The sequence below is a fragment of the Tepidisphaeraceae bacterium genome (assembly GCA_035998445.1).
GTDB lineage: Bacteria > Planctomycetota > Phycisphaerae > Tepidisphaerales > Tepidisphaeraceae > DASYHQ01.
In genome coordinates this window covers 120,263-138,312 of sequence record DASYHQ010000052.1, presented here as the reverse complement: position 1 = coordinate 138,312, position 18,050 = coordinate 120,263, and the positions used below count along the sequence as shown (strand labels likewise).

The 18,050-nt window shown below is 63.7% G+C and carries 8 protein-coding genes; 7 read left to right on the top strand and 1 reads right to left on the bottom strand.

Annotated features, from left to right (window positions below; genetic code table 11):
* The first annotated feature begins 610 nt into the window (after window positions 1-610).
* The 6 genes from VGN72_20325 (at window position 611) to VGN72_20300 (ending at window position 14,426) form a co-directional block, all read left to right on the top strand.
* The gene (locus tag VGN72_20325; GenBank protein HEV7301696.1) at window positions 611-3,385 is read left to right on the top strand and encodes a hypothetical protein; all 2,775 of its coding nucleotides are present in this window, start codon (window positions 611-613) and stop codon (window positions 3,383-3,385) included.
* A 56-nt stretch (window positions 3,386-3,441) separates the two neighbouring features.
* Window positions 3,442-5,787 carry a hypothetical protein gene (locus VGN72_20320; GenBank protein HEV7301695.1) on the top strand — a complete coding sequence of 782 codons (2,346 nt, stop codon included), beginning with the start codon at window positions 3,442-3,444 and terminating at the stop codon, window positions 5,785-5,787.
* A 76-nt stretch (window positions 5,788-5,863) separates the two neighbouring features.
* Window positions 5,864-8,371, top strand: coding sequence for a hypothetical protein (locus VGN72_20315; protein HEV7301694.1), 2,508 nt, complete (start codon window positions 5,864-5,866; stop codon window positions 8,369-8,371).
* Window positions 8,372-8,497: 126 nt separating this feature from the next.
* Window positions 8,498-10,990: an alpha-L-rhamnosidase C-terminal domain-containing protein gene (locus VGN72_20310; GenBank protein HEV7301693.1), complete on the top strand. Its 2,493-nt coding sequence runs from the start codon at window positions 8,498-8,500 to the stop codon at window positions 10,988-10,990.
* Window positions 10,991-11,058: 68 nt separating this feature from the next.
* Entirely contained in the window at window positions 11,059-13,227 is a 2,169-nt protein-coding gene (locus VGN72_20305) for a hypothetical protein (protein ID HEV7301692.1), read from the top strand.
* 425 nt (window positions 13,228-13,652) lie between these two features.
* Window positions 13,653-14,426 (top strand): prepilin-type N-terminal cleavage/methylation domain-containing protein, encoded by a 774-nt coding sequence (locus VGN72_20300; protein HEV7301691.1) that lies wholly within the window; start codon window positions 13,653-13,655, stop codon window positions 14,424-14,426.
* A 350-nt stretch (window positions 14,427-14,776) separates the two neighbouring features.
* Here the strand turns inward: VGN72_20300 and VGN72_20295 are convergent, their stop codons facing one another.
* On the bottom strand, window positions 14,777-16,099 hold the full coding sequence (locus VGN72_20295) for a hypothetical protein (protein ID HEV7301690.1): 1,323 nt from the start codon (window positions 16,097-16,099) through the stop codon (window positions 14,777-14,779).
* Between the two features lie 369 nt (window positions 16,100-16,468).
* On the opposite strand from VGN72_20295, the gene VGN72_20290 reads away from it, so the two are divergent.
* Window positions 16,469-17,956 carry a hypothetical protein gene (locus VGN72_20290; GenBank protein ID HEV7301689.1) on the top strand — a complete coding sequence of 496 codons (1,488 nt, stop codon included), beginning with the start codon at window positions 16,469-16,471 and terminating at the stop codon, window positions 17,954-17,956.
* The last annotated feature ends 94 nt before the right edge of the window (window positions 17,957-18,050 follow it).

Sequence of the window (18,050 nt, the reverse complement as noted above, 5' to 3'; positions counted from 1 at the left end):
GTGGTGTTCGGCATTAAATGAAGCGATGCGGATTCAGTCCTTCGACCACTGCACGTCTTCCAGCTTCAAAGCGAGGTGTTCCGATGGGCACCGCATGCCACCGTAGCGGCTCTGGAGCACGATTAGCCGCCATTCGGCATCTGGACAGGCATCCAGCACCTTTTACGTGTGCTGGCGACTCACGAAGTGCACCCGGCCCTTGTTCGCCTGACTGCCAGCGTGCAGGCCATCGAACGGGTTCTCGGTGATCACCTTCCTCGCCACGGCCTTGCGGAAGAACTGCCGGGCTGTTTTGACTCGCTTACTGATTGTGGCCGCGGACTCGCAACACCACTCCCAGATTCTCCTGCTGCCGATACCAGCCGCTTCCAAACTTCGCGATAGATGCGGGGCGTGTCACTCGCCCGGCCAATCGTGCGTCGGCGGGCAACGGCACCCACGATGAAGAACGGAAAACCAGAGTTCGAAAAGCGACAAACGCACCCACGAGCCCGGTTTCTCGCGGATAATACGTATGGATATGCCACGCCGACGTAAGCGCGTAGGCGCTACGCGCCTGCTGGTCGTTGCACGTCGTCAACGGACGGAAAGAACGTTAGTAGAAGCGTGCATGCCCCACACGCCACCCCTGCTGTCGATTGGTCTTCTGCTCGCCGCTGCCGCCCACGCGGCCCTTCCCGCCACGTCCGCCATCGCGGGTACGATCTGGCGCGAGGGCGAGGATGCGACGACCGCACGGATGAACGCGCACCCCTGGTGGTACGACCAGGTCGACAAGAGCCGCCTCTCCGGCGGCGCGTGGCTGTCGAACTTTGCCGAGGGCGCCGACAAGGTCGGCACCGCCGCCTACGACGTGCAGGTCGCGGAGGCGGGCGACCACCGACTTTGGGTTCGCGCCAACCCGACCGACACGCGCCTGTCGTACCGCATCGACGGCGGCGACTGGACGCCGCTGGCGACCAACCAGGCGCGGGAGATCGAGAACATCGCAGCCGATAAGAAGCCCGACCTGCGGTTCATCAGTTGGGTCGATGGCGGCCAAGTTACGCTGGGTGCCGGCAAGCACACGGTCGAGTTCCGCTTCGACAGCGACAACAGCAACCACGGCGCGCTCGACGCGTTCGTGCTGACGACCGAGGACTGGACGCCGTCGGGCCTAACCAAGCCCGGTGAAGCGCCCCAGGCGTCGTCCGCCGTCGGCCCGGTCGGCCAGCTGTCGCCGGACCAGAAGGAGACCTGGGCGGTGCCGGTGCCACTGCCGACTGCTGAGAACCGCGTGCTGGACCTGCGGTACCTCAATGAGGAGCGGGCCGGCCAGCACGGCATGGTCCGCCTCAGCGCCGACGGCGAGAGCTTCGTGCGCGGCGACGGCCAACCAATCCGCTTCTGGCCCATCATCTCCTACGGCTGGCGCGACCTGTCCCCGGAGGACATGGACCGCCAGTGCCGCTTCCTCGCCGCCATGGGCGTCAACATGGTTCGCATCCACGCCAACATATCCAACGGCCAGGCGGGCGCAGCGATCACCGACGTCAACCAGAAGGAGATCGACGGCATCAAGCGCTACGTCAAGAGCTGCCGCGACAACGGCATCTACCTCACGATCTCCCCGTACTGGCCCTACGAGGCTCCGCCGGCGAGTTGGGGCCTCGAAGGCTTCGCGCCCGACCAGAAACCGCTCGGGCCGATCTTCTTCAATCCGAAGTACCAAGCGGCGTACAAGGCGTGGGTGAAGGCGCTGTACGACACGCCAAACCCGCACACCAGCGTGCGGCTCGCCGACGATCCGACCGTCGCGATCGTCCAGATCATGAACGAGGACAGCCTGCTGTTCTGGACGGTCGACGCAATGCCCGACGCGCAGAAGGCGATCCTGGCGGACCAGTACGCGACGTGGCTCGGCAAGACCTATGGCTCGCTCGACAAGGCCAAAGCCGCATGGGGCACGGCCGAACACGAGAAGGATGACTGGGCGAACGGCCAGCCGGCGTTTTACATCGTCTGGGAACTGACCCAACCGCAGACCGGCGACAAGGCCAAGCGCGTCCGCGACCAGCTCCGCTTCATCGCCGAAACGCAGCATGGCTTCTACGCGATGATCGGGAAGTACTACCGTGAAGAGCTGGGCTGCAAGCAGCTCATCAACGCGATGAACTGGAAGAGCGCCGACAAGATGACGCTCGACGACGTCGAGCGCTGGACCTACACCGCCAACGAGGTCGTCGCCGTCAACCGCTACCTCACCGGCGAACACGAGGGCGAGAATGCCGGGTGGCGCGTCGACCCGGGCCATTACTTCACCGAGACCTCGGCGCTGAAGGACCCTCTCAAAATGCCGACCAACCTGAAGCAGGTGGACGGCCACCCGATGCTGATCACCGAGACGCTGTGGGTGCCGCCGATCGGCTTTCAGAGCGAGGCGATGTTCCTCACGGCGGTCTACCAGTCGCTGACCGGCATCGACGGCACGTACTGGCTGGGCACCGACAAGATCGACTACAACTACCCGGTGTTCCCCTGGGCCGACTTCCCGGGCGGCCAGAAGGCCCACACGAAGTTCTTCGCCGGCGAACCCGACCACCTCGGCATGATGCCCGCTAACGCCCTGCTGTTCCGCATGGGCTACGTGAAGCAGGGCGAGACCGTCGTCCACGAGTCGCGCCCGATCGACGACCTTTGGGACCGCAAGGCGCCGATCATCGCCGAGACCGAGACGTTCGACCCCAACCGCGACGCGAAGAACATCGCCGGCCCCACCGGTAAGACGGACGTGAGCCGCCTGGCGTTCATGGTGGGCCCGGTCGAGGTCGCGTTCGGCGAGGATCCCAGCAAGACGAAGGTCGCCGACATCACGCCGTTCATCGATGCCGACAAGAAGATCGTCCGGTCGAACACCGGCGAGATCGCGCTGAACTGGGACAAGGGCCTTTGCACGGTGAATGCGCCCAAGGCCCAAGGCATCACCGGATTCCTGAAGGACGGCGGCGGCCGCTTTGAAATGGGTGACGTGACGGTCGAGTCGCAGAACGAGTACGCGACGATCACGGTCGTGCCGCTGGACGACCAACCGCTGGCGACGTCGAAGCGCGTCCTGGTGCAGGTCGGCACGCGCGCCGAACTGACCGGCTTTCAGGCCGAGGCGGTGCAGCACACCTTCGGTGACGCCGCGGAGCCGACCGACGCGCTGCGCCTCGTGCGCACCGGTGTCGCACCCTGGCGCGTCGCGAACACGATGGGGACGCTGGAGATTGCCAACGCTGCCTTGACCAAGGCAACGCGCATCGAGCCGAACCTCTCTGCCGGTGGCGACGTGGCTGTTCGTCGCGAAGGCGACCGCCTCATCGTCCCGCTGCCACCCGATGCGATGTACCTGATCCTGGAGTGACGCGGCCCAGCTAACGTCCAGGTGGCCGTCTACCGGCGCGTCACAGAGAACATGATATGATGAACGAGTACTTTCGCGATCCGGAGGTCGAGCCGGGAATCCACAACGTCATCCTCCAGAATCGGTGCGGCAATCGGCTGACGATCCTGGTGCACGAGAACAGCACCGACCTCGAGTTCGTCTACAAGCCCAACGCGTTCCGGCGGAAGGAGTTCCGGGCACGCAACTTCTCGAACCGCGACAACTTCACGACGATCTTCGCGTCAGCTGAACTGCCGGAGGTTGGGACGTGCCTGTCGCCGCAGTTCGACTACGACCCGTTCGTCACCCGCATCGACACCCAGTCCCCCTCGCTCGCGCGCAACGCGGTGACGGTCGTGAACGTCGTTGACGAGAACGTGTTCGCGGTCGCAGCGCGCGCGCCGCTGCTGCTGTCCTTCAAGCCGCACGAGCGATTCGATGTGACCGACGGAATGCTGACCGAGTCGTTCAGCGATCGCGGCGAGGCGATCGTCAGCTTCGTGAAGTTCACGTCATTTGAAGCGAATCGCTACCGACGACTGGCCGACGGACGGCACGTGCTCCAGTTGTTTGAGAACGAGGTGATCCTGATCGGCGCGGAGGAGAGCCAGTACCAGGCCGACCGCGCACTTGCGGCGCTCGAGGGGATGGACCTGCGCGAACTGGTGGCACGAAACGAGCGAGCGTTGGAGGCGCACCTGTCCGTGGGGCGCATCGAGGTAAAGGATGAGACCGTCCAGCGGGTGCTGGACCTGAATCGCCGGATTGTCTACAGCGGGATCGATGAGGGTGGCGCCTGCTTCGGCGCGTTGAACCGCATCTACCACCTGATCTGGGTGCGAGACGGTTCGATGACCACGTCGCACACGGCCATGGCCGGCGTCACCGCCTATGCGCGCCTGTGGACGCCGTTCCTGCTGGCCAACCCATCGGTCATACGAGCAGAGAATGGATCGGTCGTGCGCGAGTACCTGCAGGCCGTGGGCACGCGCTGGACGAAGGCCGAGGACGATGGCATCTACTATGCCGCCCTTAGCCTGTTCACGCTCGCGCAGACCGCGGCCGAACGCGACCTGCTGCACCACGACGACTTCGAGACGCTCCTACGGGCCATCGACCGCGCAATCGAAACGCGATTCGATAATCGCCGTGCCCTGTTCGGCAGCGACACGCGTGGCGAGTCCACGCTCGCGGGTTCCCCCTTGTTCGGTTACGACGCGGTGAACGGGAAGATGGACGCGCATCGCGTGGGCACCGAACAGGACGGACGCCAGATCGCCAAGGCCTACAGCCTTTATCAGAACGTCAACTTCTACAACGTGGCGCGCATGGCCGCCACGCTTCTCATGCAGGCGGATCGGAAGCAACCGGAGCGCGTGGCGCGCTACAACGCGCTTGCTGAGCAGTTGGCCGAGTCGCTCAAGTCTCAGTTCCTGCAGGAGACGGGCATCTACCAGGCCGACCTGCTGGTGTACGCCGACGGCAGCGAAGAATGGGTTGATTTTAAGCACGCGGACTACTGGGAATACGCGTGGGCGGTTTCGCAAGGGCCGTACCATCCCGACCTGACCGCGGCGCTCGCCAGCGCGCGGCACGTCGTGCAATCCTGGCCGATTATCCGCCGTTACGGGTATTGCCCGTGGAACACGCTTGCGCGATTCCTGAAGGAATACGGCCTGCCGAGCAGTGAGTTCGACGAGATGTTCAGAGACGAGGTGCGGGACGCGATGGTGCTCACGGACAAGTATCCGATGCGCGGGGCCCTTACCGAGTACCAGCACGACGTGAACGGCTGGCGCGCCCTGCCGTTTTCGGCCGGCAGTTTCATACTCGCCCACAGCGCGGTGCTCCTGCAGGCCCTGCCGCTGGGCCTTGCGGTGCGCGCGGGTGACTCGGTCGATCGCGTTCATGGATTCCGCCGTGGCGTCTCCATAATTGACGTCGAAGCGACGGGCACCGGCGATTCCGTCGCGCACGTCACACTTAATGGTCACCCGCTGGCCCACTCGCTGCAACTGCCCGAGGGCCGCCTGCGCGTCGGTCGCAATGCGGTTAAGATCACGCGCGGGTCGAACCCAAGGTTGGCACGGCTGTACGGTTCGACCGCCAGCCTTTACTCGATCACTGAACGGGACGGTCTGGTCATCTATGAGATGAACAGCGCGGTCGACGCGCAGTTGATATTCGAACACGTCTCAGCAGAGATGCGGATCGTCGTCACGGGCCGTGCCGGAGAACCGGTTGAGCCGAATCGTCAGCAGATCGAGAACGGTCGATTCACCCTGCTACAGGTATCCGTTCAGGGAGATTTTTCCGTATCACTGAATAGCAGCGCTGGCGATTCTAGCGCCAGGATCGGGTCTACCACGCGATCTGCCTGATACATCGGCGCGGCAAGGCACGAGACAGCCGACCGGCCCCACGGCAGCGGTTCGATGGCGGGCCAGGAGACATTACGTGAATCAATTGAATCTTGACGGGCAATGGCAGGCGCGGTGGTCGGATTACCAGCGCGGTCGGCCGCCTTACGCCGAGCGCGATACGACGGACGCGGCCCGCTATATCCCCGTGCAGGTGCCCGGCGAGATCCACCTGGACCTGATGTCGGCGGGGCTGCTTGACGACGTCTACGTCGGGCTCAACGTCCTTAAGGCCCGGTGGGTCGAGGAACAGATCTGGAGCTACCGCCGCGAATTCGAGGCCCCCGCCGGCGGGCTCGCCACCGGCGCCCGCGCGTGGCTCGAGTTCGACGGGTTGGACTACGCGGCTGAGATCGTGCTGAACGGCAAGAAGGTCGGCGAGCACGCAAACTCCTTCCTCCCCTGCCGCCTCGACGTGACCGGCCTGCTGCGGCCGGGCATGAACGTGCTCGCCGTGCACCTCGACTCCGGCCTCTACGCGGTCACCGAGAAGACGACCCACGGCTGGTATCACGGCAACGCTCGCGACCAGACGCTGCACAAGCGACACTGGCTGCGCAAGCCGCAGTCGCAGTTCTCGTGGGACTGGTCGCCGCGGTTGATCAACGTCGGCATTCACGGGTCGGTCCGCCTGCAGTGGACCGAAGAGCCCGTCCGCTTCGACCGGTTCGTACCGATCGCAAGCGTGTCGGACGACCTGAAGACCGGCATCGTGCGGGCGCGGGTGCTGGCCGAGAACCTGACCGGCGAGCCGGTTGACGTGACGCTCGACGTCCACGTCCATTCACCCACGGGCGATGTCGCGGCGCACGCGGCGGCGACGGTGTCGCTCAAGCCGGGGTCGCACGCGGTCGAGGTGACGGCAAAGGTCGACTCGCCCGATTTGTGGTGGCCCGTAGGGCACGGCGCGCAGCCGCTGTACGATGTCGCGGCGACGTTGTCGGCCGCTGGGAAACTGGTCTGTCTGATCGAGCCAGCCCGCGTTGGCTTCCGCCACATCCGCGTGGATCAATCCAAGCACCCCGAGTCCGGCTCGTACTTCATCCTGGAGATCAACCACCGGCCGATCTTCTGCAAGGGCGCCAACCTCGTCCCGGCCGACATGATCTTCGCCCGCATCGACCGCGCGCGTTACGAGACGCTCGTCGACCGCGCCCTCGAGGCCAACTTCAACCTCCTGCGCATCTGGGGCGGCGGGCTGTACGAGTCCGACGACTTCTACGACCTGTGCGACGAACGCGGCATCCTCGTCTGGCAGGAGTTCATCTTCGCCTGCGGTCGATACCCCACCACCGACGAAGACTTCAACCGCAACGTGAAGGCTGAGGCGCGCCACCAGGTGCGGCGGCTCGCCCATCACGCCTCGCTCGTCATCTGGTGCGGCAACAACGAGAACGAGACGATGCACTGGTCCTGGGGCCCCGGCGAGAAGGGCACCATCGCGCCAGACTACGCGCTCTACCACCTGACCCTGCCCCGCATACTGGCCGAAGAGGACGGCACGCGCTACTACCAGCCCTCTTCGCCCCTTTCGCCCGACCGTCACGATCCCAGCCGCGAAGACATGGGCGACCAGCATCCCTGGGGCGTCGGCTTCGGCAACACCGACTTCCGCGACTACCGCAAGATGGTCTGCCGGTTCCCCAACGAAGGCGGCATCCTTGGGCCCGTCAGCCTCCCCACCATGCGCGCCTGCTTCGGCGACGGCGAGCAGAAGATCCAGAACTTCGCCTTCCAGACGCACGACAACTCCGTCGACTCCTGGCAGGAACCGTCGACCATCGATCATCAGACGATGCAGTGGCTCGGCAAGGACTGCCGGTCGATGACCGTCGAAGAGTACACCTACTGGGGCGGCCTTGTGCAGGCCGAGGGACTGCGCGAGTACGTCGACCACTTCCGCCGGCGAATGTTCGACTCTGCGGCGGCGGTCTTCTGGATGTACAACGACTGCTGGCCCGCCTCGCGCAGCTGGACGATCGTCGACTATTACCTCAACCGCACCCCCAGCTTCTATCACGTGAAGCGGGCGATGCAGCCGATCAGCGTCGTCCTGTCGGAAGTCGGTGAGGAGGTCGCGGTGTTCGGCATCAACGACACGCGCGAGCCCATCATTGCCGACCTGCGCTTCGGCCTGTTCATGCTTGCTGGCGAGTACGTTCTGGACCGCACGGTCTCCGTCACCCTCGCTCCCAACGCATCCACCCGCTTGGCCACCTTTCCGCGTTCATCCTGGACCGACCCGACCACGCAGCTCGCCTTCGCCGTCCTTTCCCAATCGGGTCAGATGCTGGCGCGCAACCGCCTCATCCTCCCGCTCTACAAAGATTTAAAATGGGCCGCGGCCAAGGTGAAGATGTCCCTCGACACGCCCGGCCACGCCGTCTTCACGTGCGACCGCTTCGCCTTCAACGTCTGCCTCGACCTCGACGGCACCGGCCCGCTGCCCGACAACATGTTCGACCTTTACCCGGACCAACCCCACACCCTCCCTTGGTCCGCCGCCACCCCACCGCGAGTGCTCTTCGTCGGCAATGTTTTATGAGGACCCAAGTTCGGATCGGGCAGCTAAGCCGCATCATGCAAAATAGCGAAAAATCACCTTCAAATACGCTGAAATAGTCGCAGTTCGAGAAGCGGAACAGTACCTACGAAAGTCGGAACAGATCGCGTGTTTCGAATTGGCGACGACATCCTGCTCAATGACATAAGGACCCTCATGGCCACGCGCGTGATGATCGATTCGGATCCGTTCGCTTCCAACTACTCCGACGCGCCGGGCACCGGCCGACGCGGGATTTGGCCGGCATCCTGGGTGACCGAGTCGGCCGTGCCGGATCCGCAGTTTCACGTCACCGCGTACCGCCTGCGCTTTACGCTGGCCGCGGCGGCAACGCTGCGCCTGCACGTGACGGCCGACGAGCGGTACGAGCTTTACATCGACGGCGAGTACGTCGGACGCGGGTCGGAGCGGGGTGACGAGCGGAATTGGTTCTTCGAGACGTATGACGCGCCGCTGGCCGCCGGTGAGCACGTGATCGTCGCTCGTACGTGGTGGCTGGGGCCCCACGCTCCCGCGGCGTATGCGCAGCACTCCGTGCGGCCCGGCTTCCTGCTGGCGGCACAGGGGGAAGGCATTTCCCCGGAACTCGCGAACACGGGGAAGGCGGCGTGGGAGTTCAAACGTCTGGGCGGATACGAAACGCGCCCGCACGGCGACGCCTGGGGCGCCGGCGCCAAACTCCGCTTGATCGGCGAGCGCATCGACTGGGATTTCCCGCACGGAAGTGGAGAGGGCTGGCAGGCAGCCCACAAGGCCGATAACGCCCAGACTGCGACGTCGCAAGACAGCGGCACCAGCCCGTGGCTGCGCCCGGCGGTGCTGCCACCCATGTACGATGCGCCGCGCCAAGACGTGGTCGCGCGGCACGTGGCAGCGCCGGAATCGCTCGCCGATGCCTACAAGACGCCCATCCACGCCGCCGATAGCCTGCCGGGCGAGGTCGAGGCATGGAACGCCCTGCTTGCGGCCGGCAAGGCCGTGACCGTGCCGCCACGCTCGTTCCGGCGCGTGATCATCGACGCAGGCACGTACGTCTGCGCCTATCCGCACCTGCGCACGAGCGGCGGGCGCGGCGCGACCGTTCGGCTGTTCTGGATGGAATCGCTCACCGACACCCTGCCCGGCCAAAAGGAATGGATCCACGCGCAACGCAAAGGCGACCGCGCTGCCGTCGAGGGAAAGTTCTTCTGGGGCGCGCCGTACGGCGTCGGCGACGAGTTCCTGACCGACGGTGGCACCAATCGCGCGCTGACCACGCTCTGGTGGGAGGCCGGCCGCTACGTCGAGGTGACGATCGAGACGGCCGACGAGCCGCTGACAATCGACGCCTTCGAACTGCGGGAGACGCATTATCCCTACGACTTCACCGCTGCCTTCGATGCGTCGGAGCCGAGGTTGGCACGCGTCGGGGAAATCGCACTGCGCACGCTGGAGATGTGCAGCCACGAGACGTACATGGACTGCCCCTACTTCGAGCAGTTGCAGTACATCGGCGACACGCGGTTGCAGGCGCTGGTGGCATACGTGTCGACGCCCGACGCGCGGCTACCGAAAAAGGCCATCGAGATGTTCGACGCGTCGCGCGATCCCTCGGGCCTGACGCAGTCGCGTTACCCGTCGAGCCGTTTCCAGCGCATCGCGCCCTTCTCGCTATGGTGGGTTGGCATGGTGCACGACCACGCCATGTGGCGCGACGATCCGGCGTTCGTGCGCGCTCGGCTGCCCGGCGTACGCGCGGTGCTCGACGCCTACGCGCAGCACGTAACGGCGGACGGTGTGCTGGGGCCGGTGCCGGGGTGGAACTACGTGGATTGGGTGCGGGCGTGGCCAAGCGGCATGCCCCCCGGCGCGGCCGATGGCGTCAGCGCGCCGCTCTGCTGGCAGTACGCGCTCGCGCTGCGCCAGGCTGCCGAACTGGAAGATGAGATTGGCGAGCCGGAGATTGCGGCACTGCAGCGCCGCCGTGCAACCGCACTGGCAATGGCGACGGTCGAGCGATTTTACATCCGCCAGCGCGGCCTGTTCGCCGATGACCTCGATTACACGAGCTTTAGCGAGCACGCGCAATGCCTTTCGCTGCTGTCGGGCCTGCTGCCAAGCGATGTCGCCACCTCAGTCGCCGCGGCCCTCACATCGTTGCCTGACCTACACCGGACCACAATTTACTTCTCGCATTACAAGTTCGAGGCGTTGCGGCAGATTGGGCGGACAGACCTCATCCTCGCCAACATGGATACGTGGTACGAACTGCTGGACCATCACCTGTCAACCACCGTCGAGATGCCCGAGCCCACCAGGAGCGACTGCCACGCCTGGGGGGCCCATCCGCTGTTTCACTTTCACGCGACGTTGGCCGGAGTTCGCCCGGCGGTGCCGGGCTTCGCGAAAGTCGAAATCAGACCTCAACCCGGCGGCCTCACATGGCTGCGTGCCAACACCGTGCACCCGCGCGGGCACGTCCAAGTTGAACTGCGGAAAGACGGCGTGCACTGGCACGGAGAGGTGTCGCTGCCAGACGGCGTGTCGGGCGAACTGGTGACCCGTAAAAGTGTTATTCCACTGACCGGCGGCAGGCAACAGATGAAGGATCTTGTCCTTTAGAAGATGGCCGCCTTCCGAAGGCCTGCCATAGTCCTTTTGCGAACTAAGCCCCCTCATAAAGCCATCTTATGAATCCGATCTCCTCGCGCGTTCAGATGCACAACAATCGCCCGACGTTGTACTTGGGTGATGAGCCGCAATCGCCCTTCTTCTACGCCTTGACTGATGTGCCAGGCGGACGATGGTCATGGGAAGAACTGCCCCAACACAATATAGCCCGTTTCGCGGCACAGGGTGTGACGCTGTTTCAACTCGACATCGCGCTCGACCACATGTGGTTAGCCGACGGGCGGTTCTCCGTTGAAATGGCTCAGAAACAGGTGCGTGGTGTGCTGGAAGTATGTCCGACGGCGGCGGTGTTTCTGCGTCTCCACGTTCGCCCGCCGAAATGGTGGATGCTGCGGCATCCTGAGGAAAACACCACCTATTTCGATAGCGATTCGCTTCCCGATCTGGACGGCGGCTTCTACCGGCTGATCGAAGAGGACGCCGCTAACCCGTCGCGCACCAGTCTGGCTTCGCAGAAATGGCGCGATGAATGCCAGCCGATCGTTCGCCGTTTCTGCCAAGAGTTTTCCCAGATGCCCGAAGGCAACGCGCTGGCGGGCGTTCAGGTGGCGGGTGGGGTTTACGGCGAGTGGCACTATTGGGGCTTCATCGGCCACGAACCTGATGCGAGCGTCCCGATGCAGCGGCATTTTCGCACCTGGCTCCAGAACAAGTATGCGAACTCGTCCGCTCTGCAAAAAGCTTGGAATGATCCGGACATCACTTTGGAATCCGCCACGGTTCCCGACAAGGCCGCGCGCCAGCACACAAGCGACGGCGTCTTCCGCGACCCTCAACTGAAAATGCGAGTCGTGGATTACTACCGCTGCCAGCACGAATGCGTCGCCGATTGCATCATTCTCTTCGCACGCACCATCAAGGAAAGCTGGCCGCGCCCGATTGTGACGGGCGCATTCTACGGCTACTTCTTCTCGACCTTCGGGCGCGACGCCGCGGGCGGCCATTTGGAGGTCGGACGCGTACTCGATTCGCCGCACGTTGATTACCTCAGCGGGCCAGCGGCGTACTATCCCGATGTTGAGCGCAACGGTGAGCCGTATCGCTCACGGTCGATCATCGATTCGTGCCGGTTACACGGCAAACTATGGCTCGATGAGATGGATAAACGGACGCATCTGCCATCCCGCTTCCTGGAAGACTACAAGCAGGTCGAGCGCGAAACGGTAATGAACGTCCGGCGCAACATCACCTACCCGCACACGCGCGGCACGGGTTTCTGGTTCTACGATTTCGGGCCCAGCGGCATGGCGTCGGGAATCGGCAAGAACGCCACCGACCACGGCAATCGTGGCTGGTGGGACACCCTGGCGATACAGGAAGACATCGGTCGCGTGCGCGCATTGCTGCAAGAGCGCTATGCGCAATCATATGAATCCGATGCCGACGTACTGTGCGTGTTCGATACGGAAAGCTACTACTATATCGGTAGCGTCGGCTCGAGCGATCCGATCGGCGTTCCGCTCGTCAACTGGATGACGCTCGGCTTCTACCGCGCTGGTGTCGTCTTTGACCAAGTACGTCTGGCAGATCTGGAACGCGTGGACCTAAGCCGCTACAAGGTCGTCGCCTTCATGAACACGTGGAAGATGACCGAGCAGCAGCGGCGGTTTGTCCGCGATCACGTGGCCCAACACGGACGGCATCTACTGTGGAACTACGCCCCCGCTTACACCGATGGCACGCGCAATGACACTTCACTGATGCGCGACGCGACACAGCTGAAGTTGGACAGAATCGCGATCGAAGGTGGAGCACAGATCGTCTCAAACGCGCCGTGGAACGTCGGTTTGAAATGGGGCGTTTCGGCTGAAACCGTCACCCCGCTCTTCGCCGTCACTGATGAGGCCGCCGAGGCGTGGGCACACTACGAGAGCACCTCCCTCACGGCCGTCGCGCGCAAACGCTTTGAAACTCATACCGCGGTTTACGTTGGATTGCCGTCTTATGACCCGAACCTGGGCAAGGAGCTAATGCGTCAAACGCCTGCACACCGCTATACCGACGGTGACGACGTCGTGTATGCGGGCGGCGGCCTGCTGGTCATTGTCTCAGCGAACGGCGGGACGCGCCAGGTCACGCTGCGCGGCGGGAAAACGTTTAACCTGGAAATGGGCGAAGGCGTTTCCACGCGCGTGCTGGACGCGCGCACGGGTGAAGTCTTGCTGTAAAGCACCGCCGCGCTCGCGGGTACCCGATCGTTGTCGTAAGGCACGCCATCGCCACCACGTACCGCTTACTTGCGGCTGGTGGCAGCCATCGTGGTCGCACGGGTGAGGTCAGGACTTGACGGGTCCGTTGCGCCACCCATCTCTAACCCTGACCCACATTTTACCCCTCCGTCGAATTTCGGAAAAACTTCTAACCAATCCAGTCAACCGCGGCTGAAAAGCGTGGGGTATATTTCGTGTACATTAGTGGTCCCGTTGCGGTCGCCCCATCACATTGGCACTCCGACGCGCCACTGACAAGCGAGTTCAGACCACTGTTCAGCGGTCCTCGCCTGCTCGCCCAGGCTCGCATTAGTAACCGCTCATCCTGCGGCACGGCCCGATACCGCCCGTCGCGTGGGGGCACACATCGAACGGAGTGAAACATGAAGCGCCAAGGGTTTACGCTCGTTGAGTTACTCGTCGTCATCGGCATCATCGCCCTGCTGATCAGCATCCTGTTGCCGTCGCTGAACAAAGCACGCGCTCAGGCGAACGCGGTCGATTGTTCGTCCCGGTTGCGGCAGATCGGGCAGGCGATGTTCATGTACGTCAATGAGAACAAAGGCGTCCTGCCCCCAGGTAACGCCGCGCATTCTGGTTTTTGGGGCGAGGGTCACGCAGCCGGCTACCTCACGAAAGTCATGACGAACAAGCGTCCCTGGACTGGGAACCACCAATACTCTCCCGTGTTCACTGACAAAGATACGCCAATGGTGGATGCGCCAAGCGGGGAGAGCCAGAACCATTACAATTTCAACTTACGCCTGTTTCCAGTGTTCGTTGATTGGTCTCCCGATCTTTTTTCGGGGACGCCGATGAAAGTCAGGAAGCTGTCGACTGTGAAGCGGTCCCAAGAGGTGGTTGCTGCGTTCGATGGCAACCTGATCGACGACGGTGGTCGCAACGCTTCTTGGCTCGCGTGGAACCTCACGGCCGCGGGAAATACGGGCGTCTGGTGGATGACTGGCGGCTTGTTCAATGACCGCAACTGGATCGACTATCAGGCCCAACCGATCAATAAAATGGCGGGTCAAGCTGGAAACGTGGATTTCCGCCATAATCAGCAGAAGAGTGCAAACGCGCTGTATCTCGACGGGCACGTCGAGAACAAGCGCGTGAAAGAGCTGACGTTGTGGGAGTTCTGTGTCAACCCGTAGTCAGTTGTTTCTCGTAGAAGTTGCCCCACGGCGTGTTTGGACCCAGTGGACTGTTCCAAAGATCCGACTGCTGTGGAAATGACGTCGAGGATCAGCACAGCCCACCATGGGTTAGCCTGAAATTGCAGCCGCCGCCTTCCTCGAAAGATGTTGGAGGCGGCTGTGTTTTTGGGGCTGGAGGTATTACGAACGGCGGCAGAGTCTGTTTGAGAAAATTACCGGGAGTTGTCGGGTCCTCGTGGACGCTTGGACATTGTAAGTGCCACGCGGGCCTCCAATAGCATGACGGGGATAGTGCAGAACGCTAAGAACATCCTCGGTGCTTAGCTGGTACGCCGAGCCCCAAGTGACTAGTCGTAATGGCCAATCAGATCCCGATGGAGCGACAAACCCTCTTCCACCGCTCGTCGCCCCGCTGGCTTGTCGAGGATCGTGGGATCGCGGTCGACGACCGCCAGGATGCCCTCGCGCGACTGGTTCAATGCTGCACGCGTGAGCGCGTCTGACAACTCCACCGTAGCCGCGCTGATCGCCCGGAGGCTTTGGGGCAATGCGACCTGCATCGGACGCACGCCGCCCGCGTCGGCGGTTGCCGGGGTTTCGACGACCACGCCGCGCGGCAGTTCCGCGATCTGCCCTTCGTTCACGAGGTTCAGCGAGAAGAACGACGCCGGACGCCCCCGTCCCAGCGCCGCGACCAGGTCGAGCGGGTATTCCCATGACCGGTTGCCCAGCGCCGCCGGTACCGCCGCCGGGTCGTGCTCGGCCATGCGTAAGGCGTCGAGCCGGCGGCGTCGCTCGTCCTCACCGCCGTGCCACACCTCGTGCATCGAGTGACTAAACTTCGTCGGTGGCAGGAAGTCCTGGAAGTGGTGGTCGCCGGCGGTGCAAAGGTAGCCACTGTCGTCCAGGATCTGCTTCGTCCACGGCTCGGCGCCCATGTCAGCATCGCTCAGCAGCCGCTCCCGAAACTCTCCCGTCATGTCGCGGCCGGTCGCACGCTCGGTCAGTTTCAGCAGCCACGTCAGGTGGTTCGGCCCGCCGCACGTCGCTTCATACTTCGCCTTCGCCGCGGCCCACGGGAACGACTCGTCCATGCTCAGCATCGCCTTGGCGATCAGGCCGTAGACCTTTTCCGAATTGTTGCAGAACCCCACCGCGTTTACACCGCTCATCGCCGCCGCCTGCGTCGTGCGCGGCAGCGGGTTGCTCGACAGCAACAGCCAGGCGTTCGGACATTGCCGGCGCATGTCCACCGCAATCGACTGGATCATCGCCACCTGCCGCAGCGTGCTCAGAACGCCGACGACCCCGCCGAACTCGGTGATGACATGTCCCGGGATAATGCGATGTACGAGGTCCACGTCCGTGGCGAACCGACGCCGCATGTCCACCGCCGCCGCGCACAGGACGAAGTCCGCACCGTCGAGCGCTGCCTCACGATTCGCGTGAGTCCGCACCGTCGCCCGCACGCCAGCCCGGGTCGCCAGCCCGCGCGCGAACGCCGCCATCGCCTCGACCGCTTCCGCGTTCGGATCGACCAATTCAAGGGTCACGTCATTTAGTTTGTGCCGCTCGATCGCGTCGTGCACCGCGCTGGGCCCGAACACGAAGCTGCCCGCACCAATCAACACCAGTTTCAACTCCCGCCGCGACACATCGCCGTCCGCCATTCGATGAACCTCCCGACGGCCCGTCCCCTCGCCGTCGAGCCGATCCTAGGTTGCGCCCTCGCAGTCGTAAAGCGTCGCCCGCCGCGAGACGGGCCGAGCCCTACGGGCCGTGCTTCGCGCATCGCTTCGACCTCCGTTTTCACGCCGCGAAAGTCCGATCCTCAAATGCTTATCGGGGCTAGCCCGTTAGTTCGTCGATCTGGTCAGATTCTCGTTCTGCGCCTGGAATTTTCGACAACGACTGCGTGCTTCAGGTCGTACAGTGTAAAGCGGGCCCGGGCCGCCGGCATCGAGGGTGACGGCATTCCTGCCTGCGGCCGCGGCAGAATGAGCCGCGACAGCCGACCTATACGAGAGCGAGCGAATACGATGAAAGGTACCTCCGCATTTGCGATCGCGACAACGAGCACCGGATTGCTCTGCGCTGTCGCGCATGGTCAAACCGATCACCGAAATAACGCACCGCCCCCAGCGCCGGCCCCGGCCGTCGCCGCGACAACGCAAGCGGCGTTTCCCGCGCCCGCACCGCCGACGGACGTGTCGGTATTGGGATTGGGCATCCAGCGCACGATGCGGCTGCTGGCCACTAGCACGCCGGAGCGCCGCAATCGCGTGCGCATCCTGTTTTACGGTCAATCGATCACGGAACAGGATTGGTCGAAACAGGTGGCCGATGACCTGCGCGCGAGGTTCCCGCACGCCGACCTCACGATCGAGAACCGCGCGATCGGGGGATTCGCTTCGCAGCTCCTGGTGCGGTCGGCAGAGCACGACCTGTATCCGTTCTATCCAGACCTGGTCATCTTCCACGTCTACGGCGGCCAGGACACGTACGAGCAGATCATCCGCGAAACGCGCGCACGCACGACGGCCGAGGTCCTGATTCAGACGGACCACGTCACCAAGTGGCCCGACCCTACGGCGACCCAGCAGAGCGACACCGGCGCGTGGTGGGACCAGCTGATGAACGGCCACTTCCTGCCTGCCACCGCCAACAAGTATGGGTGTGGCCTGGTCGACGTACGCACGGCTTGGCTGGACTACCTGCGCGCCAACGACCTGCAGCCGTCCGCCCTGCTGTCGGACGCCGTACACCTCAATGCCCACGGCAACTATCTTTTGGCCGAATTGATCTCACGTCACCTGGTGTACCGCCCCGACCTGCCGCCACCTGCCGACCAGCAGCAGCCGGTGCGCGACGTGGAGATCGGGCAAGACGTACGATGGGAACGGGGAAAGCTCGTCCTCGAGTTCGAAGGGAACCGCGTCGACGTGATCACTGCGCCCGCCTCGGCGGCTGAGGTAACAGAGCATCGCAGTGCGCCAGTGGACGTACTAATCGATGGTCGCAAGCCGTCAAGCTACCCCGAATGCTACCGCTTCAGCCGGCCCAGCCCGCAACCGTGGTCACCGCTGTTCATCAAGCGCATCGATCGGGAGACGCCGCTCATCCCCGAGCGTTGGACCTACACGGTGACGACGGTGGAGTCCGATTCCAAATCGTGGTCGTTTCGGGTCGATGGGTCCGTCACGGGGCCCGACGGCATTGGCGAAAGCGGCAAGCCTTTCAAGTCGAATTCCGGTCGGGTGCGCATCGATCCGGCCGACTACTTTCGCGGCTTCAACGCGCCTTTGCCCGAAGGGTTCACGATCACCTGGTCCGCCCTGCCGATGTTCGTCGATCAATATGCTCCGTTCAGCGATGGTGAGGCCGCCGCGGGGCAGATAACGACGCTCGTGCAGGGGCTGCCAAACGGCAAGCACGTGCTGACGCTAACTGCTGCCGCGGCGAACGATGATAAAGTGCCGCCGATCGCGGCGCTGCGGATTTACCGCCCTGCGCCGGCCCATGAGTAGTGCGAAACTCAGGCTGGCCTCAACCGCTGCGGTGTCGAGATCACCAATAATCAGACCAACTGGGTATCGGCGCTGCCGAGAGCGCACCGCCAGC